The sequence below is a fragment of the Streptococcus oralis genome, assembly GCF_026782285.1.
Lineage (GTDB): Bacteria > Bacillota > Bacilli > Lactobacillales > Streptococcaceae > Streptococcus > Streptococcus oralis_CG.
Genome location: NZ_JAKUWG010000003.1, coordinates 1 through 23,160, shown reverse-complemented (window position 1 = coordinate 23,160; position 23,160 = coordinate 1). Strand labels below are relative to the sequence as shown.

23 protein-coding genes are annotated in these 23,160 nt (G+C 40.5%); 21 read left to right on the top strand and 2 right to left on the bottom strand.

Features of this window, described 5'->3' with window-relative positions; translation table 11 throughout:
* Nucleotides 1-44: 44 nt before the first annotated feature.
* The 20 genes from rbfA to MK403_RS02335 all read left to right on the top strand — a co-directional run bounded on the left by rbfA (nt 45) and on the right by MK403_RS02335 (nt 20,235).
* The gene (rbfA, locus tag MK403_RS02430; RefSeq protein WP_001273601.1) at nt 45-395 is read left to right on the top strand and encodes a 30S ribosome-binding factor RbfA; all 351 of its coding nucleotides are present in this window, start codon (nt 45-47) and stop codon (nt 393-395) included.
* Between the two features lie 95 nt (nt 396-490).
* Entirely contained in the window at nt 491-724 is a 234-nt protein-coding gene (locus MK403_RS02425) for a DUF1858 domain-containing protein (protein ID WP_000368739.1), read from the top strand.
* Nucleotides 724-2,058, top strand: a complete 1,335-nt coding sequence (locus MK403_RS02420) for a DUF438 domain-containing protein (RefSeq protein ID WP_084945821.1) — start codon at nt 724-726, stop codon at nt 2,056-2,058. The genes MK403_RS02425 and MK403_RS02420 overlap by 1 nt, the downstream gene beginning before the upstream one ends.
* A gap of 9 nt (nt 2,059-2,067) precedes the next feature.
* Nucleotides 2,068-2,322: a DUF1912 family protein gene (locus MK403_RS02415; RefSeq protein ID WP_084940473.1), complete on the top strand. Its 255-nt coding sequence runs from the start codon at nt 2,068-2,070 to the stop codon at nt 2,320-2,322.
* Nucleotides 2,323-2,419: 97 nt separating this feature from the next.
* A complete protein-coding gene (locus MK403_RS02410; protein ID WP_000038697.1) occupies nt 2,420-2,815 on the top strand; it encodes a helix-hairpin-helix domain-containing protein in 396 nt (131 codons plus the stop codon).
* Nucleotides 2,816-3,091: 276 nt separating this feature from the next.
* A complete protein-coding gene (locus MK403_RS02405) occupies nt 3,092-3,652 on the top strand; it encodes a GNAT family N-acetyltransferase (protein ID WP_268708857.1) in 561 nt (186 codons plus the stop codon).
* A 45-nt stretch (nt 3,653-3,697) separates the two neighbouring features.
* Complete coding sequence (locus tag MK403_RS02400) at nt 3,698-6,715, top strand: DEAD/DEAH box helicase (protein WP_268709050.1); 3,018 nt, start codon at nt 3,698-3,700, stop codon at nt 6,713-6,715.
* A 13-nt stretch (nt 6,716-6,728) separates the two neighbouring features.
* On the top strand, nt 6,729-9,386 hold the full coding sequence (locus MK403_RS02395; RefSeq protein ID WP_268708856.1) for a valine--tRNA ligase: 2,658 nt from the start codon (nt 6,729-6,731) through the stop codon (nt 9,384-9,386).
* On the top strand, nt 9,387-10,532 hold the full coding sequence (locus MK403_RS02390; RefSeq protein ID WP_268708855.1) for an FRG domain-containing protein: 1,146 nt from the start codon (nt 9,387-9,389) through the stop codon (nt 10,530-10,532).
* A gap of 8 nt (nt 10,533-10,540) precedes the next feature.
* On the top strand, nt 10,541-11,821 hold the full coding sequence (locus tag MK403_RS02385) for a DUF262 domain-containing protein (RefSeq protein WP_268708854.1): 1,281 nt from the start codon (nt 10,541-10,543) through the stop codon (nt 11,819-11,821).
* A 217-nt stretch (nt 11,822-12,038) separates the two neighbouring features.
* The gene (rpoE, locus tag MK403_RS02380; protein ID WP_000418415.1) at nt 12,039-12,629 is read left to right on the top strand and encodes a DNA-directed RNA polymerase subunit delta; all 591 of its coding nucleotides are present in this window, start codon (nt 12,039-12,041) and stop codon (nt 12,627-12,629) included.
* Between the two features lie 316 nt (nt 12,630-12,945).
* Entirely contained in the window at nt 12,946-14,553 is a 1,608-nt protein-coding gene (locus tag MK403_RS02375; protein ID WP_268708853.1) for a CTP synthase, read from the top strand.
* Between the two features lie 178 nt (nt 14,554-14,731).
* Nucleotides 14,732-15,031, top strand: coding sequence for a DUF4651 domain-containing protein (locus MK403_RS02370; RefSeq protein ID WP_008277325.1), 300 nt, complete (start codon nt 14,732-14,734; stop codon nt 15,029-15,031).
* On the top strand, nt 15,028-15,345 hold the full coding sequence (locus MK403_RS02365; protein ID WP_268708852.1) for a thioredoxin family protein: 318 nt from the start codon (nt 15,028-15,030) through the stop codon (nt 15,343-15,345). Before MK403_RS02370 ends, MK403_RS02365 begins: the two co-directional genes overlap by 4 nt.
* Nucleotides 15,346-15,360: 15 nt before the next feature.
* Nucleotides 15,361-15,987 carry a YtpR family tRNA-binding protein gene (ytpR, locus tag MK403_RS02360; RefSeq protein ID WP_268708851.1) on the top strand — a complete coding sequence of 209 codons (627 nt, stop codon included), beginning with the start codon at nt 15,361-15,363 and terminating at the stop codon, nt 15,985-15,987.
* Nucleotides 15,988-16,028: 41 nt separating this feature from the next.
* Nucleotides 16,029-16,790, top strand: a complete 762-nt coding sequence (locus MK403_RS02355) for an SDR family NAD(P)-dependent oxidoreductase (RefSeq protein ID WP_268708850.1) — start codon at nt 16,029-16,031, stop codon at nt 16,788-16,790.
* A gap of 77 nt (nt 16,791-16,867) precedes the next feature.
* Nucleotides 16,868-17,263, top strand: a complete 396-nt coding sequence (locus tag MK403_RS02350; RefSeq protein ID WP_268708849.1) for a single-stranded DNA-binding protein — start codon at nt 16,868-16,870, stop codon at nt 17,261-17,263.
* Between the two features lie 155 nt (nt 17,264-17,418).
* Entirely contained in the window at nt 17,419-17,703 is a 285-nt protein-coding gene (gene groES / locus MK403_RS02345; protein WP_268708848.1) for a co-chaperone GroES, read from the top strand.
* A gap of 15 nt (nt 17,704-17,718) precedes the next feature.
* Nucleotides 17,719-19,341, top strand: coding sequence for a chaperonin GroEL (gene groL / locus MK403_RS02340; RefSeq protein ID WP_000031557.1), 1,623 nt, complete (start codon nt 17,719-17,721; stop codon nt 19,339-19,341).
* Nucleotides 19,342-19,467: 126 nt separating this feature from the next.
* Nucleotides 19,468-20,235: an epoxyqueuosine reductase QueH gene (locus tag MK403_RS02335; protein ID WP_268708847.1), complete on the top strand. Its 768-nt coding sequence runs from the start codon at nt 19,468-19,470 to the stop codon at nt 20,233-20,235.
* 70 nt (nt 20,236-20,305) lie between these two features.
* On the opposite strand, the gene ntdP is transcribed toward MK403_RS02335, so the two are convergent.
* Nucleotides 20,306-20,839 (bottom strand): nucleoside tri-diphosphate phosphatase, encoded by a 534-nt coding sequence (gene ntdP, locus MK403_RS02330; protein ID WP_000775318.1) that lies wholly within the window; start codon nt 20,837-20,839, stop codon nt 20,306-20,308.
* An 88-nt stretch (nt 20,840-20,927) separates the two neighbouring features.
* The gene (gene recX / locus MK403_RS02325) at nt 20,928-21,704 is read right to left on the bottom strand and encodes a recombination regulator RecX (protein ID WP_268708846.1); all 777 of its coding nucleotides are present in this window, start codon (nt 21,702-21,704) and stop codon (nt 20,928-20,930) included.
* A 37-nt stretch (nt 21,705-21,741) separates the two neighbouring features.
* Between recX and rlmD the strand changes: the two genes are divergently transcribed.
* On the top strand, nt 21,742-23,112 hold the full coding sequence (gene rlmD / locus MK403_RS02320) for a 23S rRNA (uracil(1939)-C(5))-methyltransferase RlmD (protein ID WP_268708845.1): 1,371 nt from the start codon (nt 21,742-21,744) through the stop codon (nt 23,110-23,112).
* The last annotated feature ends 48 nt before the right edge of the window (nt 23,113-23,160 follow it).

Here is a 23,160-nt window from a genome sequence, read left to right as displayed (position 1 = left end):
GTCTGCTGGCCTAGCTTTTGGTTCAAAGTAGAGAAAGGAATATCATGGCAAATCATTTCCGTACGGATCGTGTGGGCATGGAAATCAAACGTGAAGTCAATGAGATTTTGCAAAAGAAAGTCCGTGATCCGCGTGTCCAAGGTGTGACCATCACAGATGTTCAGATGCTGGGTGACTTGTCTGTTGCCAAGGTTTACTACACCATTTTGAGTAACCTTGCTTCGGATAACCAAAAAGCTCAAATCGGGCTTGAAAAAGCAACTGGTACCATCAAACGTGAACTTGGTCGCAATTTGAAATTGTACAAAATCCCAGATTTAACCTTCGTCAAAGATGAATCCATCGAATATGGAAACAAGATTGACGAGATGCTACGCAATCTGGATAAAAACTAAGAAAGAGGGGGGCCCCTCTTTTTTGGTGTATGCTAATCGTCCTTATGGTATAATATAAGCAGCAAAATCATTTTAGAACATACATGGAGGTCGTCATGGACAATATCATCGATGTGTCAATTCCCGTTGCGGAAGTGGTAGACAAGCATCCAGAAGTCTTGGAAATCCTAGTGGAGCTGGGTTTTAAACCACTAGCCAATCCCTTGATGCGCAATACAGTCGGGCGCAAAGTATCGCTCAAACAGGGTTCTAAGCTCGAAGGGACTCCTATGGACAAGATTGTCCGCACGCTAGAAGCGAATGGCTACGAAGTGATTGGATTAGACTAATGGCAGATGAACGGATTCATATCCTACGGGATATTTTGTTAGAGTTGCATAATGGCGCCTCTCCTGAGTCGGTTCAGGAGCGTTTTGATGCGACCTTTACGGGTGTCTCGGCCATCGAGATTTCCCTCATGGAACATGAGCTGATGAACTCAGACTCAGGTGTCACCTTTGAAGATGTCATGGAGCTCTGTAATGTCCATGCCAATCTTTTTAAAAACGCTGTTAAGGGCGTTGAAGTGGAGGATGCCGAACACCCTGGTCACCCAGTTCGTGTCTTCAAGGATGAAAATCTGGCTCTCCGTGCTGCCTTGATTCGCATTCGGAGATTGTTGGATACCTATGAGTCTATGGAAGACGAGGAAATGCTGGCGGAGATGCGTAAGGGTTTGGTCCGTCAAATGGGGCTGTTGGGTCAATTTGACATCCACTACCAGCGCAAGGAAGAGCTCTTCTTTCCCATCATGGAGCGCTATGGACACGATTCCCCTCCAAAAGTTATGTGGGGAGTGGATGACCAGATCAGGGAACTCTTTCAAACAGCTCTAACGACAGTCAAGTCACTACCAGAAGTGTCGATTAGCAGTGTAAAAGAAGATTTCGAAGCTTTTGCGACAGAGTTTGAAAGTATGATTTTCAAGGAAGAGTCCATCCTTCTCATGATTCTCCTTGAGTCCTTTAGTCAGGATGACTGGCTTCAGATTGCGGAGGAGAGCGATGCTTACGGCTATGCCATCATCCGTCCGTCAGAGAAATGGGTTCCGGAGCGTCAGAGCTTTGTTGAGGAAAAGAGTGCAGAGGAGCCCGTGCAGTTAGACACGGCTGAAGGTCAAGTGCAGCAAGTTATCGATACACCTGAAGGACAGTTCACCATTACCTTTACCCCTAAGGAAAAGGAAGCAGTGCTGGACCGCCATAGTCAACAGGTTTTTGGCAATGGCTATCTCTCTGTCGAGCAGGCCAACCTCATCCTCAATCACCTCCCCATGGAGATTACCTTTGTCAATAAAGACGATATTTTCCAGTATTACAATGACAATGCGCCAGCTGATGAGATGATTTTCAAACGGACGCCGTCCCAAGTCGGACGCAATGTAGAACTCTGCCATCCGCCCAAGTACTTAGACAAGGTGAAGGCTGTTATGAAAGGTCTTCGTGAAGGGGTCAAGGACAAGTATGAAATGTGGTTCAAGTCAGAGTCGCGAGGCAAGTTTGTCCACATCACCTATGCTGCGGTACACGATGAAAACGGGGAATTCCAAGGCGTGCTGGAGTATGTTCAGGATATCCAGCCCTACCGAGAGATTGATACGGACTATTTCCGTGGATTAGAATAAGGAGAATCAATGAGTTACGAACAGGAATTTATGAAGGAATTTGAAGCCTGGGTCAGTACCCAGATCATGATCAACGACATGGCGCACAAGGAAAGTCAAAAAGTCTACGAAGAAGACCAAGACGAGCGTGCCAAAGATGCCATGATTCGCTACGAAAGTCGCTTGGATGCTTATCAGTTCTTGCTTGGAAAGTTTGAAAATTTCAAGGCAGGCAAGGGATTTCATGATTTGCCAGAAGGATTGTTTGGCGAGCGAAATTATTAAAATAGTGATACTTTCTTGATTTTTCGCCGAAATCTTGATAAAATATCTTTATTAAATCCTTGTAAGAGCAGGGATTTTTTATTGAAAGGATTTTATCATGTCAAAGAAACTCCAACGTAAAAAACAATTGCGAAATAGCCTTCGCCGCTCAGGTGCCTTTTCAAATACTGTGACTAAGGTTGTAGAAGAGACCAAGAAAGTCGTGAAACACGCAGAAAAGTCTGCCAGCGAAGCAGGAAAAGTTGTCTCTAAAAAAGTGGAACAAGCAGTAGAAGCAACTAAAGAACAAGCTCAAAAAGTAGCCAATTCAGTAGAAGATTTCGCAGCTACTTTGGGTGGCCTCTCAGTAGATCGTGCGAAGACTTTCTATGATGAAGGCATCAAGTCGGCTGCTGACTTTAAAAACTGGACGGAGAAAGAACTCCTTGCCTTAAAAGGAATTGGCCCAGCTACCATTAAGAAATTAAAAGAGCACGGAATCAGCTTCAAGTAATCTTTCTTGCCCCTTGCATTTCCAAGAAAAACTTGCTACAATAGAGCCATTAGAGGTGTTTTGAATCCCACATTTTACAGAAAGTGGCGGTGCTGAGAAGTCCACAAATGTGTCAAAACTGGTTGCTGATGGATGAAAATGAAATAATATTGTCTTTTTATTATAAAGACGAGAGTTGCGGGCCTTGCCCGAAATTGGGTGGTACCGCGGATAAACACATTCGTCCCTGTCATGTAGATGGCAGGGGCGATTTTTTGTAGAAAGCGAGGTAGAAGGATGACAAGTGCTGAGTTACCAGAACGTTTAGAAACCGAACGTCTTCTTTTACGAGTCCGTACCGTGGTTGATGTTGTGGATATCTTTGACTATGCCAGTAGGCCAGAAGTTTCCTACCCAGCAGGTTTTCCGCCCGTCAAGAGCTTGGAAGATGAGATTTATTATCTGGAGCATATTCTGCCCGAGCGCAATGAAAAGAACAATCTCCCAGCGGGCTATGGAATTGTCGTTAAAGGAACCGATAAGGTCATAGGCTCTGTTGATTTCCCTCGTCGTCACGAGGATGATGTCTTGGAGATTGGCTATATCTTACATCCAGACTATTGGGGTCTAGGCTATGTACCAGAAGCTGCGCGTGCCTTGATTGAGTTAGCTTTTAAAGAACTTGATCTTCACAAGATTGAACTGACTTGTTTTGGCTACAATGTCCAAAGTCAACGAGTCGCAGAGAAGCTTGGCTTTACCCTCGAAGCTCGCATCCGGGACAGAAAGGATGTTCAAGGAAACCGCTGTGACAGTTTGATATATGGCTTGCTGAGGAGTGAGTGGGAGAGTTTTTAATGAGTAAGATATATTCTTGTTTTTATATGCTTTAAGGGAGACATGATGAGAAGTAGTCATAATCAAATATTAGATGCCTGGATTACAGTAGAACAATTATCAGAAGGGAATATTGAAAAAAGTGATTCTAAGTATAAGATTTTTCAAGGTAATGATTATCAATCAATATTAAAAGATTTTTTTAAACGTCAAAAATTAAAATCCAGTTCAGGGATTGCTGTTTATTGTGGAATTTTCCCTTTTCGAAAAATTATTGAAGTGTTAAGAGGCAAATACAATTTAAAAGCGACGGAGGAAGAATTGGGAAGAGCTTCTTATAAATTTACTTTTGCTCTATACTTTGATAAAGATTTGAAGTTCTTGGCTGATAAGTTTTTTTTAACCATGAGTGGGCAAATTTTCAAAAATAGGGAATTGCCTAAAGATTTTTTAATAGCAGAAAATGAGCTTCGAGAACAGTTAGGTCAGGCGTTTCTTGATGGAGAGTTCAATGAAGTTTTTAGTAAACTTCTCAAAAAGTATGAGATTTCACCAAGTGATTGCAGATATTATTTTGTTAAGAATTTCGATGACGAAATAAATTTACATTCATTTTTTCTAAAGGATTTGAAATATGCAAAATCAATTTATAATGAAAATCTCAATCGTTATTTATCAGGATCCGATTCTGTAAGGGTCAATCTGGACGGCAATAAAGAATCATCCTATTTTAATCCCAAAGATTTAGAAACTATACTTGAACCGAAAAATTATCCATTAGGAAGATTTCCTAGTAACCCTAAATATGCTCTTTCCATGATGCAACAAGTAGCTGTAAATTTAGCTTCGAATGCGGATGAAGATGTGAGAAGTGTCAATGGTCCTCCGGGAACTGGTAAAACGACACTTTTAAAAGATATTTTTGCAGATCTGGTAACGGAACAGGCGAGAATTATTAGTGAATTATCGGCTCCTAAGCTTAAAGGGAATCTAGTTTGTCATGACAAATCTGATCTTATTGCAAAATTACCAAAAGAAATTGCAGAAAAGGGAATCGTAGTTGCAAGTTCTAATAATGGTGCTGTTAAAAATATTGTTAATGAATTACCCCAAAGAAAAGAAATTTATCAGAAATTAAATTGGTTAGATGAATTAAAGAAAATTGATTATTTTGCTGAAATCAGTAATGATTTATTGTTAGAAGATGAAGATGTTTCTAACGACAAAAAATATTGGGGATTGTTTTCGATAGAAGGTGGAAAAAAACAGAATAGAGACCGTCTGCAAAATGTTTTAAAAGCAATACGACAAGAGTTGAATTCGGCTAAATTTCAATCGAATCCATCAGTATACGAAGAGTTTAAAATTCAATATCAGAAGCTATTTGATAAAAGAGAAAAGATGCAAGATATAGCAGATAAGATTCGATTGCATGTAAAATTGAAAAATGCTTACCAGCAGGTTGAGATAGAGTTTCATCAGGATGATGCCCAAAGACGTTCAGAACTATCTAAAATACGGGATAAACATATTCAATTAGAAAATAGTAAAAAGGAAATAGAATCTGAGCTGTTTGAGCATGAGCGTCTTATTTCTATGTTAAATGTTAACAAACAGATAGCAGCACAAGATGTTGAGTTGATAAAATTACAAGCTCCACGTTTCTTATGGTTAAAAAGACTTTTCACACCATCGAAATTAGATACTTATTTTACGAGATTGAATCAAGCGAATGAAAGTCTAAAAGCAGAACTGAAGAAAGTACATGATGAAAGTCAATATTGCCACGGTTTGCAAAAAGAGATAAAAATGCATGAACTTGAATTAAATCAATTGAGTCAAAGGCAACAGAGGTATAATGAATGGAAATCTAAACAAGAAGATAAATTAATTCGTCATCAGGAAAAAATTTTGAAATTACAATCGGAACTTGCTACATACCCTGTTAAAAAGTTGAATTTTTCTGTTCCATATGAAGAACTACAAGTATCAAATTTTTGGTTTGATGATGACTATCGAGAAGAGCAGAGTCGTTTGTTTATTAAAGCACTGGCAGTTAGGAAGCAATTTATATATGACAATAAAAAGCATTTTGAAAAAGCATTATGGATTTGGGAGAAGCCTCAAAACTATTCAATGAGAGATAATGCTAGTGATTTATATAAAGCTGCGTGGGATTGGGTCAATTTCACTGTTCCAGTTATTAGTACAACTTTTGCAAGCTTTAATTCCATGTTTCGGTGTTTGCCTGAAAATAGTATCGGTAATGTATTTATTGATGAAGCTGGTCAGGCATTACCTCAAGCAAGTGTGGGGGCTATTTTTAGAAGTAAACGTATTATGGCTGTTGGAGATCCTTCTCAAATACAACCAGTACAGACTATGGATAAAAATATTTTAGGATTTTTAGCACAGCACCACAAGATAGCTTTTAAATATCTTGTATCATCAACGCAAGAATTGATGGATTCTGCTAGTAGATATGGTTTTAAAAAACAAGATGGGACATGGATAGGACTTCCTCTCTGGGTTCATCGTCGTTCTAGTGATCCGATGTTCAGTATTTCCAATAAAATTTCTTATGATAATTTAATGGTTCAAGGAAAGGAAGAAGCTCGAGGTCTGGGAGAATGGTTTGACGTTGGTGGAGGTGCTAAGGATAAATTTGTTCCTGAGCAAGCTGATTATTTGAAAGAAGAGTTGCAGAAAAGACATGAGGAATTTGATGATATTTATGTCATTACTCCTTTTAAAAATGTATCGATTCAACTAGCAAAAGAACTAGATAAAATCGGTTTCACAAAGCGGGAAAATGGAAAACCTATAAATGTAGGGACGGTACATACTTTCCAAGGAAAAGAAAATAAGATTGTATATTTTGTGCTTGGAGCAGATAATATGAGTGAGGGGGCTGCTCGCTGGGCTGTCTCTGAACCCAATATTTTAAACGTTGCAGCGACTAGAGCTAAAGAAGAGTTTTATATTATTGGGAATAAATCTCTTTACAAAGCTACACAGAGCCCTATTATAAGGGATACTATTGACATTTTAGATGCTTATCAAAATAGCTTAGAAATTAACTAGAAAGGACAAACACATGTCTAAAGAACTTTCACCTAAATACAATCCAGCCGAGGTTGAGGCTGGTCGTTACCAAAAATGGCTTGATGCGGATGTTTTCAAGCCTTCTGGCGATAAAAAGGCTAAGCCTTATTCTATTGTCATTCCACCACCAAACGTAACTGGTAAACTCCACCTTGGTCACGCTTGGGATACGACTCTTCAGGATATCATCATCCGTCAAAAACGGATGCAAGGCTTTGATACGCTTTGGCTTCCAGGAATGGACCATGCTGGGATTGCCACTCAGGCTAAGGTTGAGGAGCGCTTGCGTGGTGAGGGCATTAGTCGTTATGACCTCGGTCGTGAAAAATTCCTTGAGAAAGTCTGGGAATGGAAAGACGAATATGCGACTACCATCAAGGAACAATGGGGCAAGATGGGTCTCTCTGTAGACTACTCTCGTGAGCGTTTCACTCTTGATGAAGGTTTGTCAAAAGCTGTTCGCAAGGTTTTCGTGGACCTTTACAAGAAAGGCTGGATCTACCGTGGTGAGTTTATCATCAACTGGGATCCAGCAGCTCGCACAGCCCTTTCTGATATCGAGGTGATTCACAAGGACGTCGAAGGTGCCTTCTACCACATGAACTACATGCTGGAAGACGGTTCACGCGCCCTTGAAGTGGCGACCACTCGTCCTGAGACCATGTTTGGGGACGTTGCCGTTGCGGTTAATCCAGAAGACCCACGCTACAAGGACTTGATTGGTAAAAACGTCATCCTTCCAATCGCTAACAAACTCATCCCAATCGTTGGAGATGAGCACGCTGATCCTGAATTTGGTACTGGTGTCGTAAAAATCACACCTGCCCACGATCCAAACGACTTCTTGGTTGGTCAACGCCATAACTTGCCACAAGTCAACGTCATGAACGACGACGGAACCATGAACGACTTGGCCTTTGAATTTGCAGGTATGGATCGTTTTGAAGCTCGTAAAGCAGTCGTTGCTAAGTTGGAAGAAATCGGTGCCCTCGTTAAAGTCGAAAAACGTGTCCACAGTGTTGGTCATTCAGAGCGTACAGGTGTTGTAGTTGAGCCACGCTTGTCTACGCAATGGTTCGTTAAGATGGACCAATTGGCTAAGAATGCTATTGCTAACCAAGATACTGAGGACAAGGTAGAATTCTACCCACCTCGTTTCAACGATACCTTCCTCCAATGGATGGAAAATGTCCACGACTGGGTAATCTCTCGTCAGCTCTGGTGGGGTCACCAAATCCCTGCTTGGTACAATGCTGAGGGTGAAATATACGTTGGTGAAGAAGCTCCAGAAGGCGACGGATGGACTCAGGACGAAGACGTCTTGGATACCTGGTTCAGTTCTGCCCTTTGGCCATTCTCTACCATGGGCTGGCCGGATGTCGACTCAGAAGACTTTAAACGTTATTATCCAACATCAACTTTGGTGACTGGTTATGATATTATTCCGTTCTGGGTGTCTCGGATGATTTTCCAAGGTTTGGAATTTACTGGCAAGTCGCCATTCAAAAATGCCTTGATTCATGGTCTCATTCGTGATGAGCAAGGACGCAAGATGTCGAAATCTCTCGGTAACGGGATTGATCCAATGGATGTTATTGATAAGTACGGAACAGATAGCCTTCGTTGGTTCCTTTCAAACGGTTCTGCACCAGGTCAAGACGTGCGCTTCTCTTACGAGAAAATGGATGCTTCATGGAACTTCATTAACAAGATCTGGAACATCTCTCGCTACATCCTCATGAACAATGAAGGCTTGACCCTTGACCAAGCAACTGCTAATGTGGAAAAAGTTGTTAACAAGGAAGCTGGAAACGTCACAGACCGCTGGATTCTCCACAACCTCAATGAAACGATCGGCAAAGTTACTGAAAACTTTGACAAGTTTGAGTTTGGTGTAGCTGGACATATCCTCTACAACTTCATCTGGGACGAGTTTGCGGACTGGTACGTTGAGTTGACCAAGGAAGTCCTTTATAGCGATAACGAAGATGAAAAAGTCATCACACGTTCTGTTCTTCTTTACACCTTGGACAAGATCCTTCGTCTCCTTCACCCAATCATGCCATTCGTGACAGAGGAAATCTTTGGACAAATCTCAGAAGGCTCTATCGTTACAGCAGAATACCCAACTGTTAACCCAGCCTTTGAAGACCTTTCGGCTCACACAGGTGTCGAAAGCCTCAAAGACTTGATCCGTGCTGTTCGGAATGCGCGTGCGGAAGTAAACGTTGCACCAAGTAAACCTATTACTATCCTTGTTAAGACAAGCGATAGCAACTTGGAAGCCTTCTTTAACAGCAATGTCAACTACATCAAACGCTTCACAAATCCAGAACACTTGGAAATCGCATCAACCATCCCTGCACCTGAACTTGCTATGTCAAGCGTCATCACAGGAGCAGAAATCTACTTGCCTCTCGCAGACCTCCTCAATGTCGAAGAAGAACTGGCTCGTCTCGACAAGGAACTGGCTAAATGGCAAAAAGAACTGGATATGGTTGGCAAGAAGCTCTCTAACGAACGCTTCGTAGCCAATGCCAAACCAGAAGTCGTCCAAAAAGAACGTGACAAACAAGCCGACTACCAAGCCAAATACGATGCGACAGTAGCGCGAATTGATGAAATGAAGAAGTTGGTGGAGGGCTGCTAATTGAGAACAACTGTATTTATTAAAGTTAAAGAATTTCTATCAGATAAAACTGAACCTAGTCTTGAAAAAATACATAGCCTTTTTTCTGAAGATGAATTGAATGATATCAATGAGACAACTCCGGAGGATTTTCTAAGAATATTAGGTATTGAAGATAAAGAAATTGAAGAAAACTATAAAAATGTTAGAGCTCTTATTTTTGATTCAAATTTACAAAAGGATACTCGGGAAGAACCAGAGAATATAGAAGAAACTAATATAAAAGACTATCTATTCAAAAAATTCAAGCTTGAGGTATCTCATTTTGAAAATGATTTAATTGTTCTTAAAAAGAATGATTCACTTATAGAAGCATCAGAACAATTTGTTCAATGGAATGGAGAACCTGATGTATTAATTAGATCGTTCGCAAGTAGATACGGTATTCCAGAGGATAAAGTTTTTGTAGTTCAGAATCTTACTGAATATATACAAGTGATTACTGAATTTAATCAAGAAGGTCATTTTCTACTTTCCCGAGGTCAAAAGGATTGTACATTTGATTTAGTCCCATCAGTATTTAGATATAAAGCATATGAGATGCAAGAAAAAGAATTGGTTGATAGGTTTATTCGAAATGCATCATTTTACGACAAGGCAATACTATCAAAATCTAAAGAGTCTGTAACAGCATATGCCCAACACTATGGCTTGCCAACTAAATATTTAGATTTCACTGAGGCTCATCTATTATCCTTATTTTTTGCACTTGAGGAATTTGATTACAAAGATAAGCCGAGTGTAGTTTATTTTGTAGCAACAGAAGAGTATCATAATGAAATCATTAAGACTCGAGAACCATTTTTCGATTTTTCTGACGAAAAAAGTGTTAATCACTATAGAGATGGGTATTCAAAAAAAGATGTTTTTATCAAATTGGAAGATTCGAATGAGAGGATTCACTTTCAAAAAGGATACTTTCTAAAAGCAGAAACCAAATTATCTGATAATATAAAGACAATGTTAAAAGAATATACATACTGTGTATTAATCCCACAGGAAGTAAAAGAAACTCTTTTTAATGAATTGTTTAATATTGGTATCACCTATGAAAGCATCTATCCAGACATAGATAACTTAGTAAAGAATATTAAACATAGAAAGTAGATAACAAGATGAATCAAACAGAATTTAGAATAAGTTCAAGTCGTCCACTCATTTCTGTACAGGATATTGTGAGTTTTATTGATAAAGGTGAAAAGTATAAAAAATCTCTGGTGGAATTAGAGAAAATAGATGACGAAGCACTTAATAAATTTCTTAATGGAATTATTTTGACGCCAGATTACCAAAGACAATATAGATCTACTATTGCAGAAGAAAGCTCTATTATTGAGTCTTTGATAGTCGGGATACCTATCCCAGAGATTTTTTTAGTGAGAACTAAGGATAAGTTGCAATTAAGACATGTGATGGACGGGCAGCACCGGTTAACAGCGATTTATAGATTTGTAAAAGGGAAATTTCCTTTAAAAAGTCTTGAGATTTTAGATCGTAACGAAAATGGGGAGCTGATAGAAAATCCAATATTTGAAGGGAAAAGATTTTCTGAATTAGAATTAGATATTCGTATAGCAATCCTTGGAAGTTATGTGTCAGTCCTTGAATTTAATGCATTTGATAATTCAGAGATTGAAATTGAACTTTTTAAAAGATATAATAAAAATTCAAAACCATTAGAAGCTCATGAAATCTCAATGGCAACATATTTTTCTAGAACGAGTCAATTAATCACTCAGTTCATAAACGATATTTTTTCTTTAGAAGAGAATCATACCTCTTATTTTACATATTCTTTATCTGAAGCAAATACTCTTAGCAATGCTTATAATATTACTATAAATAGGAAGAACAAACAAAAGAACCATCAAGAAATCTGTATTATTTTAAATATACTAACTAGACTTTCCGATGTAGAAAAGCTGAATTTAAAGGATGGGGTAAAGTTATCCACCGATTATTTAAAATATTGTTCTGATTTATATCATAAAGGAGAAGAAAATTCCAACGATATGATAGAGAAATTCAAGGGATTCAATAATTTCGTCTTGAAATTATCAGAAACTGTGGAATTCCCAATATCTATGCAATTGATGGGGAAATCTTTAGGTAAAGGTATGAAATATCATACTGGTATCTCTATAATTTTAGCTTTGATTTATAACCTTTTTGAAATTGATTTAGAATCAGATTATCTTATTCAAGATGTTCAAAAAATAGTTGAGAAATCTCCACTAGGGGATTCTGAATATAGAGCTTCATCTACTAACCTAAGACAGGTATTAGTTTATTTACTTGGGAAAAATAAAATTAATGAATATGAGTTTAAGTCCTTAAAATTGAAAGAAGATAATTTTTCTAAAATTAATTTACGTTCATACTCCCAAGGAAATTAGAAATCATCTTACCACATAAAAAACTCAGTCAATTTGTTCCTATAACTCCACCAAGCGATGCCATCGGCTGGCTAGCAAAGAAATAAAAAGTCCTGTCACTTTCTCTCATTTAACCTTTGACTATTCCGCAAAATTATCGTACAATAAAGAGTACATGATAAAATGAGGTCAGAGTATGTTCGCTCTGGCGATAGTAGTAAAAATGAGGAGAAACGCTTTGGAATTAGAAGTATTTGCTGGGCAAGAAAAAAGTGAACTATCTATGATTGAGGTAGCGCGTGCTATCTTGGAACTTCGTGGTCGCGATCATGAGATGCATTTTAGCGATCTTGTAAACGAAATTCAAAACTACCTTGGAACATCAAACAGCGATATCCGCGAAGCTTTGCCTTTGTTCTACACAGAGTTGAACTTTGACGGTAGCTTCATCTCTCTCGGAGACAACAAATGGGGGCTTCGTTCATGGTATGGTGTAGACGAAATTGACGAAGAAATCATCGCTCTTGAAGAAAGTGACGACGATGAGGTAGCACCAAAAGCTAAGAAAAAACGTGTCAATGCCTTTATGGATGGTGATTCAGATGCCATTGACTACAATGCGGATGATCCAGAAGATGAAGATGCATACGAAGCAGATCCAGCTCTTTCATACGATGATGAAAATCCAGATGATGAGAAAAATGAAGTGGAAGCTTACGATGCAGAAATCAACGAAATTGCCCCTGATGACTTGGGTGAAGACGTGGATCTCAACGAAGAAGACGACGAGTTTTCTGACGATGACGCTGAAACGAGTGAAGAAGAGTAAAAGACTTTACAGAGGAGATCGCCCGATCTCCTTTTTTGTTCCTTGAGCAGGTCATCCGTTTGGATGCGGATCTTTAGTTGGTTTTCTGAAAACAATCTCCTTTTTTCATGTTTTACCCATTCGGGTTGACAAATGTTCTGCTTTGAGGTATTATATTGTTCGGGCACCTCTTTTAGAGGTCGGGGCTCCCTAGTTACTAGGGAGCTATTTTTGTTTTTTCAGGAAGTTTTCTTGAAATGTCGTTATTCATAAGGGTCTTGTTTTCTATTTCCCCTCGTAGTTAACAAGACCTTGAGCATTTTAGAAAGAGGAATCTATGTCTACGAAATATATTTTTGTAACTGGTGGTGTGGTGTCGTCTATTGGGAAAGGGATTGTGGCAGCAAGTCTAGGCCGTCTCTTGAAAAATCGTGGTCTAAAAGTGACTATTCAGAAGTTTGACCCTTATATCAATATCGACCCGGGAACCATGAGTCCTTACCAGCATGGGGAAGTCTTTGTGACTGATGATGGGGCTGAGACAGATTTGGACTTGGGTCACTATGAACGATTCATCGATATCAATCTCAACAAATATTCCAACGTGACAACTGGTAAAATTTACAGTGAAGTTCTTCGTAAGGAACGCCGTGGAGAATACCTTGGGGCAACTGTTCAGGTTATTCCTCATATCACAGATGCTTTGAAAGAAAAAATCAAGCGTGCTGCTGTAACGACTGACTCTGATGTTATTATCACAGAGGTTGGTGGAACCGTTGGAGATATCGAGTCCTTGCCATTCCTAGAGGCCCTTCGTCAGATGAAGGCAGATGTGGGTGCAGATAATGTCATGTATATCCATACAACCTTGCTTCCTTACCTCAAGGCTGCTGGTGAGATGAAGACCAAGCCAACTCAGCATTCTGTAAAAGAATTGCGCGGTTTGGGAATCCAGCCAAATATGTTGGTTATTCGTACCGAGAAACCAGCTGGTCAAGGAATTAAAAACAAACTAGCTCAGTTTTGTGACGTGGCTCCAGAAGCTGTTATCGAGTCTTTGGATGTTGAACACCTTTACCAAATTCCACTGAATTTGCAGGCACAAGGTATGGACCAAATTGTCTGTGACCATTTGAAACTAGACGCACCAGTAGCGGATATGACAGAGTGGTCAGCCATGGTGGACAAGGTCATGAATCTCAAGAAACAAGTTAAAATTTCCCTCGTTGGTAAGTATGTGGAGTTGCAAGATGCCTACATCTCAGTGGTCGAAGCCTTGAAACACTCTGGGTATGCCAACGACGCAGAAGTGAAGATTAATTGGATCAATGCCAATGATGTGACAGCAGAGAATGTAGCAGAACTCTTGTCTGATGCGGACGGAATCATTGTGCCAGGAGGTTTTGGCCAACGTGGTACGGAAGGAAAAATTCAAGCCATCCGTTATGCGCGTGAAAATGATGTTCCAATGTTGGGTGTCTGCTTGGGAATGCAGTTGACTTGTATCGAGTTTGCTCGTCACGTTTTAGGGCTTGAAGGTGCCAATTCTGCAGAATTGGCACCAGATACAAAATACCCTATCATTGATATCATGCGTGATCAGATTGACGTGGAGGATATGGGGGGGACCCTTCGTTTGGGACTTTATCCATCTAAGTTAAAACGTGGTTCTAAGGCAGCAACTGCTTACCATAATCAAGAAGTGGTGCAACGCCGTCACCGTCACCGTTATGAGTTTAACAACGCCTTTCGTGAACAGTTTGAAGCAGCAGGCTTTGTCTTTTCAGGAGTTTCTCCAGACAATCGTTTGGTAGAAATTGTGGAAATTCCTGAAAATAAATTCTTTGTAGCGTGTCAGTATCACCCTGAACTTTCCAGCCGTCCAAACCGTCCAGAAGAACTCTACACAGCCTTTGTCACCGCAGCAGTTGAAAACAGTAATTAGCATAATCAGAACCTTTGAGAAGAATCTCAGAGGTTTTTTATATTCATTCAGGAAATTCTTGTTAACTCAGGCGCTTGGCAATAAGAATCAGAACTCTTCTCCCTTCACCGAGGGAAGAGGATTTTTACTTGTTTTTCTGCTACTTCCTCATTTGTCCTAGAGCCCTTTTTGTGTTACAATGAAAGGTATGAAAGCTAAGAAATTATGGATGACTGGCTTGACTGTGGCTGGTCTAAGTGCCCTTGCTTTAGGGGCTAAAAAAGCAGCAGATAACCACAAACTCATGAAGACTCAAGAAGAGTTGACCGCTATCGTGCGCGAACTTTTCTCAGATATGGGTGAGATTGCGACTCTCTATGTTCAAGTCTACGAAAGTAGCCTAGAGCGACTTGTCGGAGGAGTCATTTTCGAGGATGGTCGTCACTATACCTTTGTCTATGAAAATGAAGACCTGGTCTATGAGGAGGAAGTCTTATGATTATTCCCAATAGTATAGAAGAACTCGCAGGTTTTGTCGAGCAAGATGGCAAGAAGGTCTTCCTTTTTGTGGCAGACTGGTGTGGTGATTGTCGTTATATCTATCCAGCCTTGCCAGAGATTGAGGAAACCAATCCAGAGTTCACTTTTATTCGAGTGGACCGAGACCAGTATCTGGATCTGGCCAAACTCTGGGATGTGTACGGCATTCCTAGTCTTGTTGTGCTAGAAAAGGACAAGGAAATCGGCCGATTTGTCAATCGTGACCGTAAAAGCAAGCAACAAATTAACGACTTTTTAGCAGAACTGAAATAGGAGAAAAAGGAAAGAATGATTTTTACATATAACAAAGAACATGTCGGCGATGTCCTTATGGTCATCGTGAAAAACAGTGGTGACGCCAAGCTAGATGCTGAGCGTAAAGGCAATATTGCGCGTGTTTTCCTCAAAGAAAATGGAGAAACAGTAGCTTGGAATATTTTCGAAGTTTCAAGTTTGTTTGAAATTGCAGAGCGTGGTCAAGTCTTTTTGACAGATGAGCAAGTCGCTCGTTTGAACCAAGAGTTACAGGCGGAAGGCTTTACTGAAGAAATTGTCAATGACAAGGAACCTAAGTTCGTCGTCGGTGAGATTGTCGAGATGGTAGCTCATCCAGATAGTGACCACCTCAACATCTGTCAAGTGGCCGTCGCAAGTGACAAGACAGTGCAAATCGTTGCAGGGGCTCCCAATGCGCGTGTCGGATTGAAAACCATTGTGGCTCTCCCTGGAGCGATGATGCCAAAAGGCAATCTCATTTTCCCAGGCGAACTTCGTGGTGAAAAGAGTTTTGGCATGATGTGCAGCCCTCGTGAATTGTATCTGCCAAATGCTCCGCAAAAACGTGGGGTTATTGAATTATCAGAAGACCAAGTTGTCGGAACTCCATTTGATCCAGCCAAACACTGGATTGCCTAGGAAGTTGTCAGTATCTGATAGACCAGATAGAAGGAAATAAGATGGCAAAAAATGTAGTGATTACAGGGGCGACCTCAGGAATCGGTGAAGCGATTGCGCGTGCTTATCTGGAGCAGGGGGAGAATGTCGTTCTAACAGGGCGACGGACAGACAGACTAGAGGCCCTCAAGTCAGAGTTTGCGGAAACTTTTCCAAGTCAAACAGTTTGGGCTTTTCCACTAGATGTGACGGATATGACCATGGTAAAGACGGTCTGCTCCGATATTCTAGCAAAAGTCGGTCAGATTGATATATTGGTCAATAACGCTGGATTAGCTCTTGGCTTGGCTCCCTATCAAGACTACGAAGAGTTGGATATGCTGACCATGTTGGATACCAATGTCAAAGGTTTGATGGCAGTCACTCGCTGTTTCTTGCCAGTAATGGTAAAAGCCAATCAAGGTCACATTATCAACATGGGGTCAACCGCAGGAATTTATGCCTATGCTGGGGCAGCTGTTTACTCAGCCACCAAGGCTGCTGTCAAGACTTTTTCAGATGGTCTGCGAATTGATACCATCGCAACGGATATCAAGGTAACTACCATTCAGCCAGGGATTGTCGAAACAGATTTCTCTACAGTTCGTTTTCACGGTGATAAAGAGCGAGCTGCGACGGTCTATCAGGGAATAGAAGCCCTGCAAGCACAAGACATCGCAGACACTGTGGTTTATGTGACCAGTCAACCGCGTCGTGTGCAGATTACAGATATGACCATTATGGCCAATCAACAGGCGACAGGTTTCATGGTTCATAAAAAGTAAAAAATTTCTTCGAAAAGTTACAAATTACTGTAACTTTTTTTGATTTCCTGCGAATAGATAAGTAGGAGGAAGAAAATATGTATAATAAAGTTATTCTTATTGGGCGCTTGACGTCTACACCAGAATTGCACAAAACAAACAACGACAAGTCAGTTGCGCGAGCAACGATCGCTGTGAACCGTCGTTACAAAGACCAAAATGGGGAACGCGAAGCTGACTTTGTCAATCTGGTTCTTTGGGGAAAATTGGCTGAAACCATGGCAAGTTACGCAACTAAAGGCAGTCTCATTTCGGTAGATGGAGAACTTCGTACCCGTCGCTTTGAGAAAAATGGCCAGATGAACTACGTGACCGAAGTACTTGTTACAGGATTCCAACTTTTGGAAAGCCGCGCCCAACGGGCCGTGCGTGAAAATAACGCAGGACAAGACTTGGCAGACTTGGTTTTGGAAGAGGAAGAATTGCCATTTTAAGTAGTGCAAAGTCTGAGTTGGTCTCAGGCTTTTTATCTTGAGAAAGTCAGACTTTTTTCTTGACTATTTCTGACCAAGTGATACAATAGAAATATGAATTAGCACTCAAATATAAAGAGTGCTAATAATATGTGGTTCATTATGGAGGAAAACAGATGTTGAAACCATTAGGAGACCGTGTGGTCTTGAAAATCGAAGAAAAAGAACAAACTGTTGGAGGCTTTGTCCTTGCAGGATCAGCCCAAGAAAAAACAAAAACAGCCCAAGTTGTAGCTACTGGACAAGGTGTTCGTACTTTGAACGGTGACTTAGTAGCTCCAAGCGTTAAGCCTGGAGACCGTGTTTTAGTGGAATCCCATGCAGGTATTGATGTCAAAGATGGCGATGAAAAGTATATCATCGTAGGCGAAGCCAACATCTTGGCTATCATTGAAGAATAGAAGGAGAAAGTAAGTATGTCAAAAGAAATTAAATTTTCATCTGATGCTCGTTCAGCTATGGTCCGTGGTGTCGATATCCTTGCAGATACTGTTAAAGTAACCTTGGGACCAAAAGGTCGTAATGTTGTGTTGGAAAAATCATTTGGTTCACCATTGATTACCAATGATGGTGTGACCATTGCCAAAGAAATCGAGTTGGAAGACCATTTTGAAAATATGGGTGCCAAATTAGTATCAGAAGTGGCTTCAAAGACCAACGACATCGCAGGTGACGGAACGACAACTGCAACTGTTTTGACCCAAGCTATCGTCCGCGAAGGAATCAAAAACGTCACTGCAGGTGCCAACCCAATCGGTATCCGTCGTGGGATTGAAGCAGCAGTTGCCGCTGCTGTAGAAGCATTGAAAAACAATGCCATTCCAGTTGCCAATAAAGAAGCCATCGCTCAGGTTGCAGCTGTATCTTCTCGTTCTGAGAAAGTCGGCGAGTACATTTCTGAAGCTATGGAAAAAGTTGGCAAAGATGGTGTCATCACCATCGAAGAGTCACGTGGTATGGAAACAGAGCTCGAAGTTGTGGAAGGTATGCAGTTTGACCGCGGTTACCTATCACAGTACATGGTGACAGATAGTGAAAAAATGGTGGCGGATCTTGAAAATCCATACATTTTGATTACTGATAAGAAGATTTCAAATATCCAAGAAATCTTGCCACTTCTAGAAAGTATTCTCCAAAGCAATCGTCCACTCTTGATTATTGCGGATGATGTAGATGGCGAAGCTCTTCCAACTCTTGTGTTGAACAAGATTCGTGGAACTTTCAACGTAGTAGCAGTTAAGGCACCTGGCTTTGGGGACCGCCGTAAAGCTATGTTAGAAGACATCGCTATCTTGACAGGCGGAACAGTCATCACAGAAGACCTTGGTCTTGAGTTGAAAGATGCTACTATTGAGGCGCTAGGTCAAGCAGCGAGAGTAACTGTGGACAAAGATAGCACGGTTATCGTAGAAGGTGCTGGAAATCCTGAAGCTATTTCTCACCGTGTTGCAGTTATCAAGTCTCAAATTGAAACTACAACTTCTGAATTTGACCGTGAAAAATTGCAAGAACGCTTGGCAAAATTGTCGGGTGGTGTCGCAGTCATCAAGGTCGGAGCTGCAACTGAAACTGAGTTGAAAGAAATGAAACTTCGCATTGAAGATGCCCTCAACGCTACTCGTGCAGCTGTTGAAGAAGGCATCGTTGCAGGTGGTGGAACTGCACTTGCTAATGTCATTCCAGCCGTAGCTGATTTGGAATTGACAGGAGATGAAGCAACAGGACGCAATATTGTTCTCCGTGCCTTGGAAGAACCTGTTCGTCAAATCGCCCACAATGCAGGATTCGAAGGGTCTATCGTTATTGACCGCTTGAAGAATGCTGAAGTTGGTACAGGCTTCAATGCAGCAACTGGTGAGTGGGTCAACATGATTGAAGAGGGAATCATCGACCCAGTTAAAGTGAGCCGTTCAGCTCTTCAAAATGCAGCATCTGTAGCCAGCTTGATTTTGACAACAGAAGCAGTCGTAGCCAATAAACCAGAACCAGTAGCCCCAGCTCCAGCAATGGATCCAAGCATGATGGGCGGGATGATGTAAAAGCAACTCATAAAAAAACACAAAAGGAGGGAATACGAATCCCTCTTTTTATTACCTTTTTAAAAAAATAGATTTGAGCTGGTTGGTGATATGTGGTAAAATAACTAATAGTAAAAGGAGAAGAACATGATCGATGTAGAAGAAATTCTGAGCAAGATGAATCCCAATCAGAAGATTAATTATGACCGTGTCATGCAGAAAATGGTTCAGGTTTGGGAGAAAAATGAGCAACGTCCCACTATTCTCATGCATGTTTGCTGTGCTCCTTGTAGTACCTATACCCTAGAATACCTGACCAAGTACGCGGATGTGACTATCTATTTTGCCAATTCCAATATCCATCCCAAGGCAGAATACCACAAGCGAGCTTACGTCACCAAGAAATTTGTCAGTGATTTCAATGAGCGGACAGGAAATACGGTTCAGTATTTAGAAGCCCCATATGAACCCAATGAATACCGGAAGTTAGTCAGAGGACTGGAAGAAGAACCAGAAGGCGGCGACCGTTGCAAGGTTTGTTTTGACTACCGTTTGGACAAAACAGCACAGGTAGCTATGGATTTGGGCTTTGACTACTTTGGTTCAGCCTTGACCATCAGTCCCCATAAGAATTCTCAAACCATCAACAGCATCGGAATCGATGTGCAAAAGATTTACACAACCCACTATCTTCCAAGTGATTTCAAGAAAAATCAAGGCTATAAACGTTCAGTGGAGATGTGCGAGGAGTATGATATCTATCGTCAATGTTATTGTGGATGCGTCTATGCAGCTCAAGCCCAGAACATTGACCTTGTTCAGATTAAGAAGGATGCCACGGTTTTCCTGTTAGATAAGGATGTTGAAAAAGATTATTCCCATATCAAGTTTACCGTCACTAAATTAGATATATAGAAATCAATCCAGCTTCCAGGCTGGGTTTTTCAAATAAAAAAACCAGGGCTCTCACCCCGGTTTGACAACTTTACCGATTCTTTAGTTCTATGTAGCGTTTGTACCAAATGTTGACATAGGCCTCTGAGAAAGGACCGCGTCCATTGTTGATCCAATCAACAAGGATTTTAACATGCTCTTTCAAAATATAGTCTAAATCATCAGAATACTTCATTTTGCGTTTATGGCGCTCATACTCTTCAACGTCCAAGAGACGCTTTTCGCCATCAGTGAAGACCTTGACATCCAAATCATAATCAATGTATTTCAGGGCTTCCTCATCTAGATAGTAAGGGCTGGCCATATTGCAATAGTAGGAAATCCCATTATCACGAATCATAGCAATGATATTAAACCAATATTTTTTGTGAAAGTAAACAATAGCCGGTTCTCGAGTTACCCAACGACGACCGTCACTTTCGGTAACAAGTGTGTGGTCGTTGACGCCAATAATAGCGTTCTCTGTTGTTTTTAGTACCATGGTGTCCCGCCAAGTACGGTGGAGACTCCCATCATGCTTATAACTTTGAATTGTAATAAAGTCGCCTTCTTTTGGAAGTTTCATAACTAACCAACTTTCTACAATTTATAAGTTTATCGTTTACTATTATATCATAAATTGGTCTAATTTTTTTGAATTTTACCTGAAAATGTTAAAGATATTCTCTGAGAGCGCTTGCTATATCCGAAAAATCATAGCCTTTTCTAGCTAAAACTTGGGTCAAACGTTGCTTTAGTTCGTAACCTTCATATTTACGAGCATATTTAGCATATTGTTTATCCAGTTCTTTAAAAATGAGCTCTTGAGTCGTTTCTTGGTCGACTTGACTATCCAAGTCATCAAAAGCATTTTTAGCATCAGAATAGGAGAAGCCCTTGTTGGTCAAGCTTTGAATGATCTTATCTTGCAAGGCACGAGCAGGAAGCTTTCCATTGTATTTTTTAAGCAGTTTCTCCGCCACACGTTGAGCAACCTCTGAAAAATCAAAATCCTTTAAAACATCTTCAATAGTTGATTTGGCAATCCCTTTTTGAGATAGTTTTTGAGCTAGCACATAGGGTCCCTTATCTCCAGAAAGTTGATTGGCATTGATGATAGAGTAGGCATACTGACGATCATTAATCCAGTTATCTTCTTTAAGATTAGCGATAACTTGACTAGTGATTTTTTCATCAATATCATACTTTTTCAGATACTCTCGCACTTCCTTTTCGGTTCGAGCCTTAAATGATAGATGGTAGAGGGCGAGGTTCTTACCATAAGAAAACTGAGCAAAGCCCTGTATCTCGGTCAATTCTTCCGTGCTAATCACCTTATCTTTAGACAACATAAAACGGACAATGGTATCTTCCGTGATATAAGAGGTATGCTGATGATCTAGCTCCATCAGGTAGAGACGTTTTTTCTTTTCAAGTTTTGTGATTTTCATAGTTCTATTATACCTTAAAATGTGATAAGATAGGGGTATGAATCTGAAAGTCAAACAAAAAATACCTTTAAAAATCAAGCGAATGGGCATCAATGGTGAGGGAATCGGTTTCTACCAGAAAACCCTTGTTTTTGTGCCAGGCGCCCTCAAAGGAGAAGATATCTGTTGTCAGATTACTTCTATTAAACGTAACTTTGTTGAAGCCAAATTACTAAAGGTTAATAAGAAGTCGAAATTTCGAGTCGTGCCAGCTTGTACCATTTATAATGAATGTGGTGGTTGCCAAATCATGCACCTTCACTATGATAAACAGCTAGAGTTCAAAACGGATTTGCTCCACCAAGCTCTGAAAAAATTTGCTCCTGCAGGATATGAAAACTATGAAATCCGTCCAACTATCGGAATGCAGGAACCAAAGTACTACCGTGCTAAGTTGCAATTTCAGACTCGTAAATTTAACAATCAGGTCAAGGCAGGTTTGTATGCACAAAACTCTCATTATCTCGTAGAGTTGAAAGACTGTTTGGTACAAGATAAGGAAACCCAAGTGATTGCGAATCGCCTAGCTGAGCTTCTCACTTATCATCAAATTCCCATCACCGATGAGAGAAAAACGCTAGGTGTTCGCACCATCATGGTACGTCGAGCGAGAAAAACGGGTCAAGTTCAGATTATCATTGTCACGAATCGCCAGCTTAATTTGAATCAACTAGTCAAAGACCTAGTCAAGGATTTTCCAGAAGTCGTCACGGTTGCAGTCAATACTAATACAGCAAAAACAAGTGAAATCTATGGTGAAAAGACGGAAATTATCTGGGGCCAAGAGAGTATTCAAGAAGGAGTACTTGATTATGAGTTTTCTCTCTCGCCCCGAGCTTTTTATCAGCTTAATCCTGAGCAGACTGAGATTCTCTATAGTGAAGCAGTTAAGGCTCTGGATGTCAGCAAAGAAGATCATCTGATTGATGCCTATTGCGGTGTCGGGACGATTGGATTTGCCTTCGCAAATAAGATCAAGAGTCTCAGAGGGATGGATATTATTCCAGAAGCCATAGAAGATGCCAAGCGAAACGCTCAAAAAATGGGGTTTGACAATACCCATTACGAAGCGGGAACAGCTGAAGAGATTATTCCACGCTGGTATCAAGAAGGTTACCGAGCGGATGCCCTGATAGTCGATCCTCCTCGTACAGGCTTAGATGATAAGCTGTTGGATACCATTCTGACCTATGTTCCAGAAAAAATGGTCTATGTATCCTGCAATGTTTCGACCTTGGCACGAGATTTAGTTAAACTGGTCAAAGTCTATGATCTCCAGTATATCCAGTCAGTCGATATGTTTCCCCACACCGCACGGACAGAAGCAGTGGTTAAGTTAGTGAAGAAAAGAAAAAATCACATTCGCTGAAAAAAGTCCTTGACAAAGTAGGAAAAGTAGGTATAATAGAAAGAGTTG